This is a genomic window from Pseudomonas sp. ADAK21 (genome assembly GCF_012935735.1).
Lineage (GTDB): Bacteria > Pseudomonadota > Gammaproteobacteria > Pseudomonadales > Pseudomonadaceae > Aquipseudomonas > Aquipseudomonas proteolytica.
On the sequence record NZ_CP052857.1, the window covers coordinates 4,524,530 to 4,541,069 of the forward strand.

Here is a 16,540-nt window from a genome sequence, read left to right on the forward strand (position 1 = left end):
GAAACCAGTTGTACGGTAGGTATTCCGGTTTTATATTGCAACTACATTTTTTGTCAGGCAGGCATCATCCATGGTCAAACTCACCCGCTTTGAAACAGCCGAATGCCCGGTCGCGCGTTCACTGGAGGCCATTGGCGATGGGTGGGCGCTGTTGATCATTCGTGATGCCTTCGATGGCATCCGCCGTTTTGGCGAGTTCCAGCGCAGCCTGGGGATGGCCAAGAACATTCTCTCGGCGCGCCTGCGCAATCTGGTGGCCCATGGGATTTTCGAGATCGTCCCAGCCTCCGATGGCAGTGCTTATCAGGAGTATGTGTTGACCGAAAAGGGCAGGGGGTTGTTTGCCGTGATCATTGGGTTACGGCAGTGGGGCGAGGGCTTTTTTTACGCTGAGGGCGAGGCGCATTCGTTGATGCTGGACCGAGAGCACGGGCAGGCCCTGCAGCCCTTGCAAGTGCGTGCGGCGGATGGCCGGGTGCTCGGGCCGCAGGAATGTCTGCGGGTGGCGGCGCAATCCGGGGGCTGAATGACCCCCCGGGTTGGCCAGGGTCAGCGCAGTACGTCGACGATATCCGCCACGCTGCTTAGCACGTCCTTGCCCAGTTGCAGCGAGCGTTTGCCGGACCAACCGGTATGCGGGTCGGGTGCATCGTCGTTGTCCTTGAACGGCATTTCCAGGGTCAGGGACAGGCAATCGAACCGCTCGCCCACACTGTTGCACGCCAGGGTCATGTTGGCCTGGCCTGGCAAGTCGCGGGTGTAGCCATGGGTGGTCTGGAAGTCGCGGGTCAGTTCGCTCAAGTGGCTGCGAAAGTGTTTTTCCAGGGCCTCGATACGTGGCGTATAGCCGGGGTTGCCTTCACAACCTGCGGTGAACACGTAGGGGATTTCCTCGTCGCCGTGGATATCCAGGAACAGGTCGACGCCGTATTTCTCCATTTGCTGTTGGACGAACAGCACTTCCGGGCTCTGCTCCTGGCTTGCGCTTTGCCAGGCCCGATTGAGGTCCTGGCCCATGGCGTTGGTGCGCAGATGGCCGTGGAACGCGCCATCCGGGTTCATGTTCGGCACCAGGTAGAGGTCGGCGGCGGCCAGCAGTTTTTTCAGCTCATCATCACCGTCCTGTTGCAGGCGTTCGATGATGCCTTCCATAAACCATTCAGCCATGTGCTCGCCGGGGTGCTGCTGGGCGATGATCCACACTTTGCGTTGCCCCGCACCGCCCTTGCCACGGCGCAGCAGGGGGATATCGCGGCCCTCGATGCTTTTGCCAGTTGCCAGCAATTGGGTGCCAGCGCGGTTCAGCGCTCGGTCGATCAACCAGGCGTGACGCTCGCGGCTGTAGGGTTCGAAGTAGGCGAGCCAGGCGTGTTTTTGCTCGGTCTTGAATTCGATGTGCAAGGTTTCGCCATCAAAGCGTGTTGGCACGCGGAACCAGTTGATATGGTCGTAGGATGCCACTGCGTTGTAGCCGCTCCAGGCATGTTTGTAGGAGGACTGGCCGGCGTTGCTCAGGCGAAAGGTATGGGTATGACCGATGTGCATACCTTCGGCCTTGAAGTGGAACCATTGGAAGTGCTGGCTGCGGGTATCGGGTTTGATCGCCAGCAGCGGTTGATGGGCATCGCGGGTGTCGAGCACCTGGATATTGCCGCTGTCGAAATCGCTGCTGATTTTAAGGGAGGTCAAGGCCACGGTCATAGTCTGGTTGCCTGAATATGAGAGATGTGACAGGCAGTTTACACAGGGGCGGGGTAAAGTTTGGGACGCAAATTGTTGCGAAAAAGGAGGGGGCGTCGTCCGTGACGCAGCAGCAGCTTAGAGTCTATGAGATTGATTCTCAAGTGCTAATTTGGAAAGAACCGGACCAGAGCGCTTTCTCGGCTTTCTTTCGGCGATGGTCTTTTGCTACCATGCGCGCCATCAAGCAACACACAGTCTTCATTAGCCTGAAGCCACGCCAGAATAACTGGCAAAAAAAAGACCCGGCCAAAGAGCCGGGTCAAAAACCGTGATTAGCCTGATGAGGAGATATTCCAAGAGTCCGACCTAAGGTCTCTTGGTCTATCGACTGATCTCGCGACCAGCTGCTTGCAATAATAATCATTATCATTTGCAAGTCAAATGTTTTTATCTGCCAGATAGAAATATTTTTCCTTCTGTTCCTGCACGCCTACCTGGTTACGAGGTTTTCCCGCCTGCCAGTTGCAGTGGACGCTCCAGCATGGCCTTGGCCATATCAATTAGATACACCACCGAAAACGCCAGGTCCCGGGTGCCTCCCAGCTTGTTGTTCGCCAGCTCATACGCGATGGCGGCGGCGCTGCGCAGCAAGTCCGACGCGTGGATCAGGGCTTCTTCACTGCTGACGGTGGGGTTGGCCTCGAACCAGGCCATATCGTCCGATGCAGGGTCTGTATCTTCTTTCAAGTAGTAATCCAGTGCGCGTCGAGCTGCGTCGCTGCCCTGCAAGAACTTTATTTCGTCGGTATCAGGTGTACCGTCCAAGTGATCCGGGGTTGTGGTCATGGGGTGGGTGCTCTGGGTGGGAAGGTGAACAGGTACGACTGATAATAATACGATCTGTATTTATGTCATTTGATTGATTACTACAAACTGTTTATTGTCGCCGCGAATACACCCGGTATTGTCTGCCCCATGGATAAATGGATAGCGTTGGTCAAAGCCAACATGAAGGCCCGCAAGGTCACGCAGAATCAACTGGCTGCACGCATGGGCATGTCCCAGGGCGGCATTGGCCACTGGCTGGGCAAGCGCCGTGTACCGAGCCTCGCCGACATGAACCGGGTGCTCGAAGAACTGGGCCTGGGGTATCTCGAAGCGGCGCTGGTGATTCGCGAGAAGGGCCACGCCCCGGCAGACGATAAAGTCGCGCCGGTCGTTCAATACAACCCGTACTTTCGCTACCCGGTAAAAGACTGGAAACAGCCCTGCCAGGTCCACGAACAGCGTCTGGCCTACGGACCCGCGCGATTTCAGGCAAGCGACTACGACGCCGACGGCGAGGCGTTCTGGCTCCAGGTGAGCGGCGATGCAATGACCGCGCCCAGCGGGCCGAGCATCGCCGATGGGATGATGATCCTGGTGGATCCGGCCCTCGACGCCGAGCCTGGCAAACTGGTGGTGGCCCAATGGGCAGGCAGCAGTCAGGCGACGTTTCGCAAGCTGCTGGAAGAAAGCGGCCAGCGTTACCTGGTGCCACTCAACCCGACCTACCCAAAGGCGTTGCTCACCGATGACTGCCGGATCATCGGCGTGGTGGTACAAGCCACGGTGAAGTTCTAGGGCTGGGCCTCCAGCTCCACCAAGGCGCTGCCTTCGCCGACCATTTCGCCTTCCTGGCAATACAGCGCCTTGACCACACCTGCATGGGGCGCGCGGATGCTGTGCTCCATCTTCATCGCCTCGAGCACCACCAATTGCGTACCGGCCTCAACCGTCTGGCCGACCTCCACCAGCACCCGCACGATACTGCCGTTCATTGGCGCAGTCAGGCCGCCCTGATGCGCCTGCCCGGCATCGACCGCGGCGATCGGATCAAACAGCGTCACACTGCGCATCTCACCTTGCCAGCGCAGGAACAGCGTCTGCCCCTGGCGCACCGCCAGGTGCGAGCGGCGTAGCCCTGCGTCTTCGATCAGCAGGTGTTCGTCCCGCATTTGCGGCGCAGTGGTGGTTTGCAGCGTCACCAGGCGGTCCTGACCGTCGCAGCTCAGGTGTAGTGATGTCTCGGCAGGCAGGCCTGCACGAAACCCCTGTGTCGCAGCCCACGGTGAGGCGGGATCGTCGTCCCGCAGTCGAGGCAGTTGGCTTTGTATGAAGGCGTGGCCAGCCGCCTGCCAGAACTCATCGCTCAACGCGCTTGCAACAGGCAGCAGTTGTTCCTGATAGCGCGGGATAAACCCGGTATCCAACTGCGCTGCGGCGAACGCCGGATGGCCGATGATGCGCCGTAGAAAACCCAGGTTGGTCTTCAAACCGCCGACCGCAAACTCGTCCAGCATGCTCAAAAGGCGCAGGCGCGCCTGTTCGCGGTCCTCGCCCCAAGCGATCAGCTTGCCGAGCATCGGGTCGTAGAAGGGCGACACGTCGTCACCTTGCTCCACGCCGCTGTCTACCCGGCGTCCCGGGCCTGGCGCCGATTCGCGGTACAGCGCCAGATGCCCGGTGGCCGGTAAAAAGTCATGGGTCGGGTCTTCGGCATACAGCCGTACTTCGATGGCGTGGCCGCGCAACGGCACCTGCTCCTGGGTCATTGGCAGCGGCTCGCCTTGAGCCACGCGAATCTGCCAGGCCACCAGGTCCAGGCCGGTGATGGCCTCGGTCACCGGGTGTTCCACTTGCAAGCGGGTGTTCATCTCCATGAAGAAGAACTCACCGCGCGCATCCAGCAGGAACTCCACGGTGCCGGCGCCCACATAGCCAATCGCCTGGGCCGCACGTACCGCCGCTTCCCCCATGGCCTGGCGCAGGGCAGGGCTGAGGCCGGGGGCGGGTGCTTCCTCGACGACCTTTTGGTGGCGACGCTGGATCGAGCAGTCGCGCTCATTGAGGTACAGGCAATTGCCATGCTGGTCGGCAAACACCTGGATCTCCACGTGGCGTGGCTTGAGCAGGTACTTCTCCACCAGCATCTGCCCATTGCCAAACGACGACAGCGCTTCACGCTGGGCCGAGGCCAGGGCTTCGCTCAGCTGGCTTTCGTCCTCGACCACTTTCATGCCCTTGCCGCCGCCGCCAGCGGTGGCCTTGAGCAGCACCGGGTAGCCAATGCGCTCGGCGGCCTGGCGGAAGGTTTCCAGGTCCTGCCCGGCACCGTGGTAACCCGGCACCAGCGGCACACCGGCGGTTTCCATCAGCGCCTTGGCGGCGGACTTGCTGCCCATGGCATCAATGGCCGAAGCCGGCGGGCCGAGAAAAATCAGCCCCGCCTCTTCAATTGCCCGCGCAAAGCCTGGGTTTTCGGAAAGAAAGCCATAGCCAGGATGAATCGCCTGGGCGCCGCTGGCCTTGGCGGCGGCAATCAATTTGTCGATCTGCAGGTAGCTGTCGGCGGCCTTGCTGCCGCCCAGGTCCACGCGGATATCAGCTTCGCGGCTGTGGCGCGCATTGCGGTCCGTGGCGCTATGCACGGCAACGGTGGTCATGCCCATCGCCTTGGCCGTGCGCATGACGCGGCAGGCGATTTCGCCACGGTTGGCCACCAGCACGCAGGTAATCAACGGTGAACTCATGAGCGAGGCTCCTGGGACTGCCAGCTGGGTGCACGCTTTTGCAAAAACGCGCGCAAGCCTTCCTGGCCCTCGGCGCTGACGCGGATGCGTGAGATGGCGTTTTCGCAGTAACGGCGCAACGCCGGGGTGAGCGCGCCGTTGCCGACTTCACGCAGCAAGTCCTTGCTGGCGCGCATGGCGGCCGGGCTGTTGAGCAGCAGGTTGGCGGTCCACTGCTCGACCTGCTGATTCAGCTCATCGAAAGGATAGCTTTGCGCCAATAGCCCGATCGCCTGTGCCTGCTGGCCGTCGAAGCGTTCTGCGGTGAGTGCATAACGCCGGGCCGCGCGCTCGCCAATCGCCTGCACCACAAACGGGCTGATGACCGCCGGTGCGAGGCCGATGCGTACTTCCGACAGGCAGAACTGCGCATCATCGGCACCAATGGCCATGTCGCAGCAACTGATCAGGCCCAGGGCGCCGCCATACGCCGCGCCCTGGACCACGGCCAGGGTCGGGATTTTCAGCTTGGCCAGGTTGTACATCAACTCTGCCAGCTCGCGGGCGTCGTCAAGGTTGGTGTGGTAATCCAGTTCGGCCGACTGTTGCATCCAGGCCAGGTCCGCGCCGGCGCTGAAGTGCTTGCCGCGCCCGCGTATCAGCAAAAAGCGCAGGGTTGCGTCGGCTTGCACCTGATCCAGGGCAATGATCAGTTCTCGGATCATTTCGGCGTTGAACGCGTTGTTCTTCTCTTGCCGGCTCAACCACAGCGTGGCAAAGCCACGGGGGTCGTTCACCAGTTCAACGGTGTTGAAATCGCTCATGGGTGCAGCTCCAATTACATGCGGAACACGCCGAAGCGGCTCGGCTCGATGGGGGCATTCAGCGCAGCGGACAAGGCCAGGGCCAGCACGTCACGGGTTTGCAAAGGGTCGATGACGCCGTCATCCCACAGGCGGGCGCTGGAGTAATAGGGGTGGCCCTGGGTCTCGTACTGGTCGAGGATCGGCTGCTTGATCTGCGCTTCGTCCTCGGCGCTGAACCCCTGGCCACTGCGTTCGGCCTGCTCGCGCTTGACCTGCACCAGCACGCCGGCTGCCTGTTCGGCGCCCATTACGCCAATACGGGCGTTGGGCCACATCCACAAAAAGCGCGGGTCATAGGCGCGCCCGCACATCCCGTAGTTACCGGCACCAAAGCTGCCACCGATGATCACCGTGAATTTCGGCACCTTGGCGCAGGCCACCGCCGTCACCAGCTTGGCGCCGTGCTTGGCGATGCCACCGGCTTCGTACTTCTGGCCGACCATAAAGCCGGTGATGTTCTGCAAGAACAGCAGGGGAATCCCGCGCTGGCAGGCCAGTTCGATAAAATGCGCGCCTTTTTGCGCAGCTTCGGCGAAGAGGATGCCGTTGTTGGCGAGGATTGCGATGGGATAGCCATGCAAATGGGCAAAACCGCAGACCAGCGTGGTGCCGAACAGCGCCTTGAACTCATCGAAAACCGAACCGTCCACCAGCCGCGCAATCACTTCGCGCACATCGAACGGTTGCTTGGCGTCGGCCGGGATCACCCCATACAACTCGTCGCTGGCATACAGCGGCGCGACTGGCGTGCGCTGCTGCAACTGCCCCTGTTTGCGCCAGTTGAGGTTGGCGATGCTACGGCGGGCCAGGGCCAGGGCGTGTTCGTCGCTGTCGGCGTAATGGTCGGCCACCCCGGAGACCTTGCAGTGCACATCGGCACCACCAAGGTCTTCGGCGCTGACCACTTCGCCCGTGGCGGCCTTCACCAGCGGCGGGCCGGCGAGGAAGATGGTCGCCTGCTGGCGCACCATGATCGCTTCGTCGGCCATCGCTGGCACATAGGCACCACCGGCGGTGCAGGAGCCCATGACCACGGCAATCTGCGGGATGCCTTGGGCACTCATGTTGGCCTGGTTGAAGAAGATCCGCCCAAAGTGCTCGCGGTCGGGAAACACTTCATCCTGACGCGGCAGGTTGGCGCCGCCGGAATCCACCAGGTAGATGCAGGGCAGGCGGTTCTGCTCGGCAATGGTTTGCGCGCGCAGGTGTTTTTTTACGGTCAGCGGGTAGTAGGAGCCACCTTTTACCGTGGCGTCGTTGGCGACGATCATGCATTCCACGCCTTCGACCCGGCCGATCCCGGCGATCACGCCAGCGGCCGGCACCTCTTCACCGTAGACCTGATACGCCGCCAGTTGGCTGAGCTCAAGGAATGCCGAGCCCGGGTCGAGCAGGCGGTTGATGCGTTCGCGCGGCAACAGCTTGCCCCGGGACGTGTGGCGCTCCTGGGCCTTGCTGCCGCCGCCTTGCTGGACCTGGGCGAGCAGGGTGTGCAGGGCGTCGACCTGTTTGAGCATTGCCGCGCTGTTGGTGGCGAATTCTGCCGAGCGTGGGTTGAGTTGGGTGTGCAGGGTGGCCATGGTGCACTCCCTCAGCGGGTTTCGTTGAACAGTTCGCGGCCAATCAACATGCGCCGGATCTCACTGGTGCCCGCGCCGATTTCATACAGCTTGGCATCGCGCAGCAGGCGGCCGGCCGGGAATTCATTGATATAGCCATTGCCGCCGAGAATCTGGATTGCATCGAGGGCCATCTGCGTGGCGCGTTCGGCGCTGTACAGAATCACCCCGGCCGCGTCCTTGCGTGTGGTTTCGCCGCGTTCGCAGGCTTGGGCGACGGCATACAGGTAGGCGCGGCTGGCGTTGAGCTGGGTGTACATGTCGGCGACCTTGCCCTGGATCAGTTGGAACTCGCCGATGCTCTGGCCGAACTGCTTGCGGTCGTGGATATAGGGCACGATCAGGTCCATGCAGGCCTGCATGATCCCGGTCGGTCCGCCGGAGAGCACCACGCGCTCGTAGTCCAGGCCACTCATCAGCACTTTGACGCCGCCATTGAGCGCGCCGAGGATGTTTTCTTCAGGCACCTCGACGTCATCGAAAAACAGCTCGCAGGTGTTGGAGCCGCGCATGCCCAGCTTGTCGAACTTGTTGCTGCGGCTGAAGCCTTTCGAGTCGCGCTCGACGATAAACGCGGTGATGCCATGGGCGCCTTTTTCCAGGTCGGTCTTGGCATAGATCACGTAGGTGTGGGCATCGGGACCGTTGGTGATCCAGGTCTTGCTGCCGTTGAGCACATACACGCTGCCGCGCTTATCTGCGCGCAGCTTCATCGAGACTACATCAGAACCGGCATTGGGCTCGCTCATGGCCAGGGCGCCAATGTGCTCGCCGCTGATCAGCTTGGGCAGGTACTTGAGCTTTTGCTCGTGGCTGCCGTTGCGGTTGATCTGGTTGACGCACAGGTTGGAGTGCGCGCCGTAGGACAATGCCACCGAGGCCGAGCCACGGCTGATTTCTTCCATGGCCACCACGTGGGCCAGGTAACCCAGGCCGGCACCGCCGTATTCTTCCGGCACGGTGATGCCCAACAGGCCCATGTCACCGAACTTGCGCCACATATCCACGGGGAACAGGTTGTCGATATCGATCTGTGCTGCCCGGGGCGCCAGCTCCTTGGCCACGAAGGCCTGCACCTGGTCGCGCAGCATGTCGATGGTTTCACCGAGGGCGAAGTTCAGGGTCGGGTAACTCATGGGAGGGCACCTATAAACATTATTGTTGTGGGGCTGGCGACGCCATTGGGCGATCACCTTTACGTTAACGTAAACTTGCGTTGCATGACTGTCAATCGTAGCTTACGTTAACGTAAAGCTCGCGCCTGACCGGCGCACCGTCCACCTACAAAAAAGACAATAGGGGTCGTCATGGATCAACCGAATCAGAGCTACAGCCGTGGCCCACAGGACAAGGCCCTGCTGGCCATGACCATTGGCCAGGCATTCGACCGCACGGTGGCGCAGTACCCGCAGGGCGAGGCTCTGGTGGTGCGCCATCAGCAGTTGCGCTACACCTGGCAGCAATTTGCCGAAGCCGTGGACCTGCACGCCCGCGCTCTGCTGGCCCTGGGGTTGCAAGCCGGGGATCGTCTTGGCATCTGGGCGCCGAACTGCGCGCAGTGGTGCATCAGCCAGGTGGCCAGTGCCAAGCTCGGGGTGATCCTGGTCAACATCAACCCGGCCTACCGCAGTAGCGAGTTGGAATACGTGCTCAAGCAATCGGGCTGCCAGTGGTTGATCTGTGCCGGTTCGTTCAAATCCTCCGACTACCACGGGATGCTGCAGGCGCTGGTACCGGAACTGGCGGAGCAGGGCATCGGCCAATTGCGCTGCGAGCTGTTACCTGAACTGCGCGGGGTGATCAGCCTGGATGCGCGACCGCTCTCGGGGTTCCTGCCCTGGTCGCAATTGTCGGCCCTGGGTACGGGCATCCCCCCGCAACAGCTGCATTACCGCGAGGCCAGCCTGCACTTCGATCAACCCGTCAACATCCAGTACACCTCCGGCACCACGGGCTTCCCCAAGGGCGCCACCCTCAGCCACCACAACATCCTCAATAACGGCTACATGGTCGGCGAAAGCCTGGGCCTGAGCGCCCAGGACCGCCTGGTGATCCCCGTACCGCTCTACCATTGCTTCGGGATGGTCATGGGCAACCTGGGCTGCATCACCCATGGCACGACCATGATCTATCCCAATGACGGCTTCGACCCGCTGCTGACCCTGGCCGCCGTGGCCGAAGAACGCGCCACCGGCCTCTACGGCGTACCCACGATGTTTATCGCGATGCTCGATCATCCGCAACGCGGCACGTTCGACCTGTCGACCCTGCGCACCGGGATCATGGCCGGCTCCACTTGCCCGATCGAGGTGATGCGCCGGGTGATCAGCGACCTGCATATGAGTGAGGTACAAATCGCCTACGGCATGACCGAGACCAGCCCGGTGTCGCTGCAGACCGGGGCCGATGACGACCTGGAGCGGCGCGTGACCACGGTCGGGCGCACGCAACCCCAGTTGGAAAGCAAGATCATCGACGAAGCCGGCAACACCGTGCCGCGCGGGCAGATCGGCGAGCTGTGCACCCGTGGCTACAGCGTGATGCTCGGCTACTGGAACAACCCCGAGGGCACCCGCGAAGCCATCGACGAGGCTGGCTGGATGCATACGGGCGACCTGGCGAGCATGGATGAGCAGGGTTACGTGTGCATCGCCGGGCGCAACAAGGACATGATCATCCGCGGTGGCGAGAACGTGTACCCGCGGGAGCTGGAGGAGTTCTTCTTCACCCACCCGGCGGTGGCCGATGTGCAGATCATCGGCATTCCCGATGAGCGCTACGGCGAAGAGATCGTGGCCTGGATCAAGTTTCACCCGGGGCAGGTTGCCAACGAACTGGAGCTGCAAACCTGGTGCAAGGGGCGCATTGCGCACTTCAAGACGCCGAAGCATTTCCGGTTTGTCGAAGAGTTTCCGATGACGGTGACCGGCAAGATCCAGAAGTTTCGTATGCGCGAGATTACAGTTGAGGAACTGCGAACGCTGAAGCCCTGATCACCCCGATCTAAATTGTGGGAGCTGGCTTGCCTGCGATTGCGGTTTATCAGTTAACAATTGAGTAGCTGACACACCGCTATCGCAGGCAAGCCAGCTCCCACAATAACTTTTCACCCAGGCAGCACAAAGGGGAGCCGAAGCTCCCCTTTAATTTGTTGTCACGTGCTCTTTTTTTATTATTGAGGGGCGGTCTATTGTTGTTTTTGGCAACCGTGGCCCTTTACCGCTGTTTTTGGCGACCCCCATCCGGGGTCAAGAGCAAACGTATTTTTTTGAGCGCTGATCTGCTTCTTCGCACGCGATCCAACCAGTGGGTAGCTACCTTGAGGTAGTTTTATTGTTCTCTGCCCGGTTGCGAGTGGCGGCTTGCGCCGTACCCTGCGAAGCACATCTTCTCCAAAAAAATCTGTTAGCTGCGTCTCTGCCGTGTTGTTTTTGTTATGTCAGAGTCGTTACGTCTTATTTTTATTAAGTTTGGTGCTTTTTATTCTTGTTATGCCATAGAGATAGCAGAAGCCGTGCCAACTTTTAAAAAGCCTTTAAAATCAGTGATTTAATTTTTTAGTAGGAAATTTACTTCAGAGAATGCGACAAAATATGTTCCCGTGTTACCCGATGTGTAGCCGCGAGGTAACACATCGCCACGGGCACGCTACTCAACTGGCGCTACGGGCCCTGGCCACGCGTGAGCCGGTGGGGCGGCCGAGTACCGAACAGATCTGCTGGCCCGCCACCAGGAGCTTGTCCATGTCGATACCGGTCTCGATGCCCAGGCCGTTGAGCAGGTACAGCACGTCCTCGGTGGCCACGTTACCGCTGGCGCCCTTGGCGTAGGGGCAGCCGCCGAGGCCGGCGATAGAGCTGTCGAACACGTTGATACCTTCCAGCAGGCTGGCATACAGGTTGGCGATGGCCTGCCCGTAGGTGTCATGGAAGTGCCCGGCAAGCTTTGCCCGTGGCACGTCCTTGCCCACCACCTCAAACATACGGCGCGTGGCGCCGGCGGTGCCGGTGCCGATCGTGTCGCCCAGAGACACCTCGTAACAGCCCATGGCATACAACTCTCGGGCCACGGCGGCGACTTGTTCCGGCGCCACCTGGCCCTCGTAAGGGCAACCCAGCACGCAGGACACATAGCCGCGCACGCTCACCCCCTGTTGCTGCGCCGCCGCCATGATCGGCGCAAAGCGCTCCAGGCTCTCGCTGATGGAGCAATTGATATTGCGCTGGGAAAACGCCTCCGACGCCGCGGCAAACACCGCGACCTCCTTGACCCCGGCCGCCAGCGCGTCCTCGAACCCGCGCAGGTTCGGCGCCAGCGCGCCGTAGATCACGCCCGGCTTGCGCTGGATCTGCGCAAACACCTCGGCTGAGCCGGCCATTTGCGGCACCCACTTGGGCGAGACAAAACTGCCGACTTCGATGTAACCCAGGCCCGCCGCACTGAGGGCGTCGACCAGTTGCACCTTGTCGGCCACGCTGATGGGCTGTGCTTCGTTCTGTAGGCCGTCGCGCGGGCCGACTTCGACCAGGCGCACATGGGAGGGGAGAGACATGGGATCTACCTTTTTATTGGGGTTGGCCGACCTGGCTCTGGATCGTCTGTTCCAGGGCCTGGGTGCAACGTTCTTCAGCGGTGTCCAGTTCCAGCTTCATCTGTTCGATGTCCAGTAACTGTTGTTCCAACTGCTCACGGCGTTCGCTGATCTTCGCCAGCATGCTGTGCAATTGCTTTTGATTGCCGCTGGTGGGGTCGTAGAGCTCGATCAGCTCGCGACACTCGGCCAGGGAAAAACCGATGCGCTTGCCACGCAGGATCAGCTTCAGGCTGACTTTGTCCCGAGGCGAATAGATACGCTCCTGGCCACGGCGTTCGGGGCTCAGAAGGCCTTGTTCTTCATAGAAGCGAATGGCCCGGGTGGTGATGTCCAACTCGCGGGCCAGGTCGGAGATGCTGTAGATCGTGCTCATGGTGGCGCTCAAGGAGGGTCTCGGCGCTACGCTAATGGCTGCTTGACGTAAACGTCAAGCGAATCAAGCCCATTGCAGGAGCCGGCAAGGTCAGGTCGATTGCTGGTCCAGCTTCTTCTCACGCGCCGTGACCTGCTGGCACAGTTCGATCATCTGTTCGCGCATCCAGCGGTTGGCTGGATCCTGGTCGGTGCTTTCATGCCAGTACAGGTGGGTTTCCACCGGCGGCACATCATTGACCGGCAGGTTGAACGAGTGCAGCTCGTTACGCCTTGCAAAGCGCTCGGGCACGGTCATCACCATATCGGTCTGCTGCAATACCTGGGAGGCCATCAGGTAATGCTGCGAACGCAGGGCGATCTTGCGCTGGATCCCCATCTTGCCCAGGGCCAGGTCGACGTGGCCCAGGCCATTGCGTCGGCTGGAAATATGAATATGGGTCAGCGAGAGGTAGTCATCCAGGCTGAATTTTTCTTTGCCCGCCATCGGGTGGCCCTTGCGCATGGCACACACGTAGCGGTCTTCCATGAGCTTGACGTGGCGCACTTGCGGGTCGGTGTTCAGGGGCGCGTCCACCGCAAAATCCAGGCGGCCGGCGGCCAGTTCCTTGGTGGTTTCACGGCGCTTGGACAGGAAACTTTCGATGATCACCGTGGGCGCCAGGCGGCGCAGGCGCTGGAACAGCGACGGCAGGATCACCGCTTCAGTGAGGTCGGTCATGCTGATGCGGTAGGTCTTGGCCGCTTGCAAGGGGTTGAAGATCCGACTCTCTTGCACCGACACCCGCAACAGCGACAGCGCATTGCGCACTGGGCCAATGATGTTCTGGGCCATGGGGGTCGGCACCATGCCCTGGGCGGTCCGCACGAACAGCGGGTCGTTGAAGGTCTCGCGCAGGCGCGCCAGGGCGTTTGATACCGCCGGCTGGGTAATGCCGACGATCTGCCCGGCGCGGGTCAGGTTGGCTTCGGTGTAGATCGCGTCAAACACGATGAAAAGATTGAGGTCGACCTTGCTCAGATTCATTTCGTTGCGCTCTTCTTGTTAGGTTTTCATACGCCGATCATATATCGGTGATGAATGTTAATACACGCCGAGAATAGGCTAGGTAAATTATCAGCGCTGTTCTAGCATCGATTGCATGACCTAAACAACCTCTCAAAGAAGGGAGCTGCTCATGGATTTTGCCTATTCACCCAAGGTTCAGGAACTGCGTGAACGCGTCACCGCGTTTATGGATGCTTACGTTTACCCAGCCGAACCGGTGTTTGAGCGCCAGGTCAGCGAAGGTGATCGCTGGCAGCCCACCGCCATCATGGAAGAGCTCAAAGCCAAGGCTAAGGCCGAAGGCTTGTGGAACCTGTTCCTGCCGGAGTCCGAGCTGGGCGCGGGCCTGACCAACCTGGAATACGCGCCGCTCGCAGAAATCATGGGCCGCTCCTTGCTCGGCCCCGAGCCGTTCAACTGCTCGGCACCCGACACCGGCAATATGGAAGTGCTGGTGCGCTACGCCAACGAAGAGCAGAAACAGCGCTGGCTGGAGCCGCTGCTGCGCGGTGAGATCCGCTCGGCGTTTGCCATGACCGAACCGGATGTGGCGTCCTCCGACGCCACCAATATGGCCGCCCGCGCCGAACGTCAGGGTGACGAATGGGTCATCAACGGCAAGAAGTGGTGGACCTCCGGCGCGTGCGACCCGCGTTGCAAAATCCTCATCTTCATGGGCCTGAGCAACCCGGATGCGCCGCGCCACCAGCAACACTCGATGATCCTGGTACCGGTAGATGCGCCCGGGGTGAAAATCGTCCGGCCGCTGCCGGTGTTCGGCTACGACGACGCGCCCCATGGGCATGCCGAAGTACTGTTCGACAACGTGCGCGTGCCGTACGAAAACGTGCTGCTGGGTGAAGGCCGCGGCTTTGAAATTGCCCAGGGGCGCCTTGGCCCAGGACGTATTCACCACTGCATGCGCTCCATTGGCATGGCTGAACGCGCCCTGGAATTGATGTGCAAGCGTTCTGTCAGCCGTACCGCCTTTGGCAAGCCGCTGGCGCGCCTGGGTGGCAATATCGACAAAATCGCCGACTCGCGGATGGAAATCGACATGGCACGCCTGTTGACCTTGAAAGCGGCGTACATGATGGACACGGTCGGCAACAAAGTGGCGAAAAGTGAAATCGCCCAGATCAAGGTCGTGGCACCGAATGTGGCACTCAAGGTAATTGACCGGGCGATCCAGATCCATGGTGGTGCCGGGGTGTCCAACGACTTCCCGCTGGCCTACATGTACGCCATGCAGCGCACCCTGCGCCTGGCCGACGGCCCGGACGAAGTGCATCGGGCGGCGATCGGCAAGTTCGAGATTGGCAAATATGTGCCTAAAGAGCTGATGCGCAGCGGTCAGTAACACTACGCCGGCCTTATCGCGGGCAAGCCCGTTCCCACATTTAGTGTAGGAGCGGGCTTGCCCGCGATAGCGGTGGGCCAGTCAACCCCAGTCTTCAGGCGTCAGTAAACCCAGACCTCCACCCGGCGATTCTTGATCCGCCCCTCATCCACGGTATTCGCTGCCACCGGCATCTCGGCGCCAAAGCCGCGGATGTCGCGCAACACCACGCCACTCTTGACCAACTCGCGACGCACCGCCATCGCCCGCAACTTGGACAACAGGTCGGCGCGCTGCGGGTCATCCTTGGCGTCACCAAACCCCACCAGCGTGACCCGCTTGTCCCGTTTGTCGTGGCTGCTTATATAAGCCACCACCCGTGCCAGGTCCTGGCGTGCCTTGTTGTCCAGGCTCGCACTGCCTTCTTCGAAGCGAAAATTCACGCTCAGGCGTTGTGCCTCGCGAGCGATGGCCTGATAGGCGTCCGGCATCGGTGGCCTTGGCTGCACGCTGATGGCCTGGACCTGTTGGGCGATAAACCCGTTGGCGGCAACGATGGCCTGGCCCTGGGCGCTCTGGGCAAAGTCCACCAGCGCCTGCGCCCAGGCATTGCTGTTGCCGGGCGGCAGGTAGAAAAACAAGCGGCGCGACAGGGGGTAGTCCTCGGTGGCGATCAGGCTGTTCACCGGCAACATGGCTTGGGAGTCACCATCACTGATGGCTGCGGCCTTGGCCTGGCGCACGTAGGGCAGGCCGATGAAGCCGATGCCCTGCGGGTCGTGGCTCACCGCATCGGACAGTTGCTCGCTGGACTCAAAACGTTTGGCCGCGCTGTCGAGGGTTTTACCGCGAGGGTTGAGCACCAACTCCTTGAAGGTGTCGTAGGTTCCGGATTGGTCATCGCGGGCATACAGCCGGATCTTCCCGCCGGTGCCGCCCAAGGCTTCCCAGGTGCTGGTTTCGCCACTGAAAATCCTCGCCAGTTGTTCGGTCGTCAACGTCTGCAAGGGGTTGCGTGGATGCAGGATGATCGCCAGGCCGTCGATGGCAATTACCTGTTCGGAGCCGGGGCTTTTCAGGTCGCCCAGGGGTTCAAGCTCCACCAGTTCGCGGTCCTTGATCGGGCGCGACGCGGCGGCCAGGTCGGCTTCGGCATTTTTCAGCGCGGCAAAGCCGGTGCTGGAACCATGGGCGGCGATTTCTACCAGGACCCGTTTGCCTTGGGGGCTCGTGCCGACGAGGCGCTGCTCATTGGGGTGGTTCGTCGGTTCACTGTGCACGGCCTTCAGGCCCTGTTGCACCATCAAACCCTTGACCAGCGCCGGGCCCAGCGCCGCGCCAATGGTGTTGGAGCCCTGCAGGCGCAGGGCCGGACCCTGTTCGGGAAAGGGCAGGGGCGCTGCAACGACCGAAAGAGGGAAGGTGCTACACAGAACCAGCAGGTACAGAACGCGCAGCATCATGCCGC

The 16,540-nt window shown here is 61.1% G+C and carries 15 protein-coding genes; 5 read left to right on the top strand and 10 right to left on the bottom strand.

What is annotated here, in order from left to right:
• The first annotated feature begins 70 nt into the window (after positions 1 to 70).
• The gene (locus HKK57_RS20550; protein ID WP_029298367.1) at positions 71 to 526 is read left to right on the top strand and encodes a winged helix-turn-helix transcriptional regulator; all 456 of its coding nucleotides are present in this window, start codon (positions 71 to 73) and stop codon (positions 524 to 526) included.
• 23 nt (positions 527 to 549) lie between these two features.
• On the opposite strand, the gene HKK57_RS20555 is transcribed toward HKK57_RS20550, so the two are convergent.
• On the bottom strand, positions 550 to 1,701 hold the full coding sequence (locus HKK57_RS20555; protein WP_092239052.1) for a M14 family metallopeptidase: 1,152 nt from the start codon (positions 1,699 to 1,701) through the stop codon (positions 550 to 552).
• 101 nt (positions 1,702 to 1,802) lie between these two features.
• Here HKK57_RS20555 and HKK57_RS20560 point away from each other — a divergent pair, with 101 nt between their 5' ends.
• Positions 1,803 to 2,015 carry a hypothetical protein gene (locus HKK57_RS20560; RefSeq protein WP_133714916.1) on the top strand — a complete coding sequence of 71 codons (213 nt, stop codon included), beginning with the start codon at positions 1,803 to 1,805 and terminating at the stop codon, positions 2,013 to 2,015.
• Positions 2,016 to 2,181: 166 nt separating this feature from the next.
• On the opposite strand, the gene HKK57_RS20565 is transcribed toward HKK57_RS20560, so the two are convergent.
• Positions 2,182 to 2,529, bottom strand: a complete 348-nt coding sequence (locus HKK57_RS20565) for a DUF6124 family protein (RefSeq protein WP_029298363.1) — start codon at positions 2,527 to 2,529, stop codon at positions 2,182 to 2,184.
• A gap of 129 nt (positions 2,530 to 2,658) precedes the next feature.
• On the opposite strand from HKK57_RS20565, the gene HKK57_RS20570 reads away from it, so the two are divergent.
• The gene (locus tag HKK57_RS20570) at positions 2,659 to 3,306 is read left to right on the top strand and encodes a LexA family protein (RefSeq protein WP_154906152.1); all 648 of its coding nucleotides are present in this window, start codon (positions 2,659 to 2,661) and stop codon (positions 3,304 to 3,306) included.
• On the opposite strand, the gene HKK57_RS20575 is transcribed toward HKK57_RS20570, so the two are convergent.
• From HKK57_RS20575 to HKK57_RS20590, 4 genes are read right to left on the bottom strand one after another with little or no spacing between them, the layout of a single operon-like run.
• Positions 3,303 to 5,255 carry an acetyl/propionyl/methylcrotonyl-CoA carboxylase subunit alpha gene (locus HKK57_RS20575; protein WP_169390659.1) on the bottom strand — a complete coding sequence of 651 codons (1,953 nt, stop codon included), beginning with the start codon at positions 5,253 to 5,255 and terminating at the stop codon, positions 3,303 to 3,305. The genes HKK57_RS20570 and HKK57_RS20575 overlap by 4 nt on opposite strands.
• Positions 5,252 to 6,058, bottom strand: a complete 807-nt coding sequence (locus tag HKK57_RS20580; RefSeq protein ID WP_029298356.1) for a gamma-carboxygeranoyl-CoA hydratase — start codon at positions 6,056 to 6,058, stop codon at positions 5,252 to 5,254. Before HKK57_RS20580 ends, HKK57_RS20575 begins: the two co-directional genes overlap by 4 nt.
• 14 nt (positions 6,059 to 6,072) lie before the next feature.
• On the bottom strand, positions 6,073 to 7,680 hold the full coding sequence (locus HKK57_RS20585) for a carboxyl transferase domain-containing protein (RefSeq protein WP_154906150.1): 1,608 nt from the start codon (positions 7,678 to 7,680) through the stop codon (positions 6,073 to 6,075).
• A gap of 11 nt (positions 7,681 to 7,691) precedes the next feature.
• On the bottom strand, positions 7,692 to 8,855 hold the full coding sequence (locus HKK57_RS20590) for an isovaleryl-CoA dehydrogenase (RefSeq protein WP_029298352.1): 1,164 nt from the start codon (positions 8,853 to 8,855) through the stop codon (positions 7,692 to 7,694).
• Between the two features lie 171 nt (positions 8,856 to 9,026).
• Between HKK57_RS20590 and HKK57_RS20595 the strand changes: the two genes are divergently transcribed.
• Positions 9,027 to 10,712 (top strand): AMP-binding protein, encoded by a 1,686-nt coding sequence (locus tag HKK57_RS20595; RefSeq protein WP_169390660.1) that lies wholly within the window; start codon positions 9,027 to 9,029, stop codon positions 10,710 to 10,712.
• Positions 10,713 to 11,371: 659 nt separating this feature from the next.
• Here HKK57_RS20595 and HKK57_RS20600 read toward each other — a convergent pair.
• The 3 genes from HKK57_RS20600 to HKK57_RS20610 form a co-directional block, all read right to left on the bottom strand.
• Positions 11,372 to 12,271 (bottom strand): hydroxymethylglutaryl-CoA lyase, encoded by a 900-nt coding sequence (locus tag HKK57_RS20600; RefSeq protein ID WP_070995483.1) that lies wholly within the window; start codon positions 12,269 to 12,271, stop codon positions 11,372 to 11,374.
• A gap of 13 nt (positions 12,272 to 12,284) precedes the next feature.
• On the bottom strand, positions 12,285 to 12,686 hold the full coding sequence (locus HKK57_RS20605; RefSeq protein WP_169390661.1) for a MerR family transcriptional regulator: 402 nt from the start codon (positions 12,684 to 12,686) through the stop codon (positions 12,285 to 12,287).
• 90 nt (positions 12,687 to 12,776) lie between these two features.
• Complete coding sequence (locus HKK57_RS20610) at positions 12,777 to 13,712, bottom strand: LysR family transcriptional regulator (RefSeq protein WP_029298344.1); 936 nt, start codon at positions 13,710 to 13,712, stop codon at positions 12,777 to 12,779.
• Positions 13,713 to 13,863: 151 nt separating this feature from the next.
• On the opposite strand from HKK57_RS20610, the gene HKK57_RS20615 reads away from it, so the two are divergent.
• Entirely contained in the window at positions 13,864 to 15,093 is a 1,230-nt protein-coding gene (locus HKK57_RS20615; protein ID WP_029298342.1) for an acyl-CoA dehydrogenase, read from the top strand.
• A gap of 101 nt (positions 15,094 to 15,194) precedes the next feature.
• Here the strand turns inward: HKK57_RS20615 and HKK57_RS20620 are convergent, their stop codons facing one another.
• Positions 15,195 to 16,535, bottom strand: coding sequence for a substrate-binding domain-containing protein (locus tag HKK57_RS20620; RefSeq protein WP_169390662.1), 1,341 nt, complete (start codon positions 16,533 to 16,535; stop codon positions 15,195 to 15,197).
• Positions 16,536 to 16,540 lie beyond the last annotated feature (5 nt).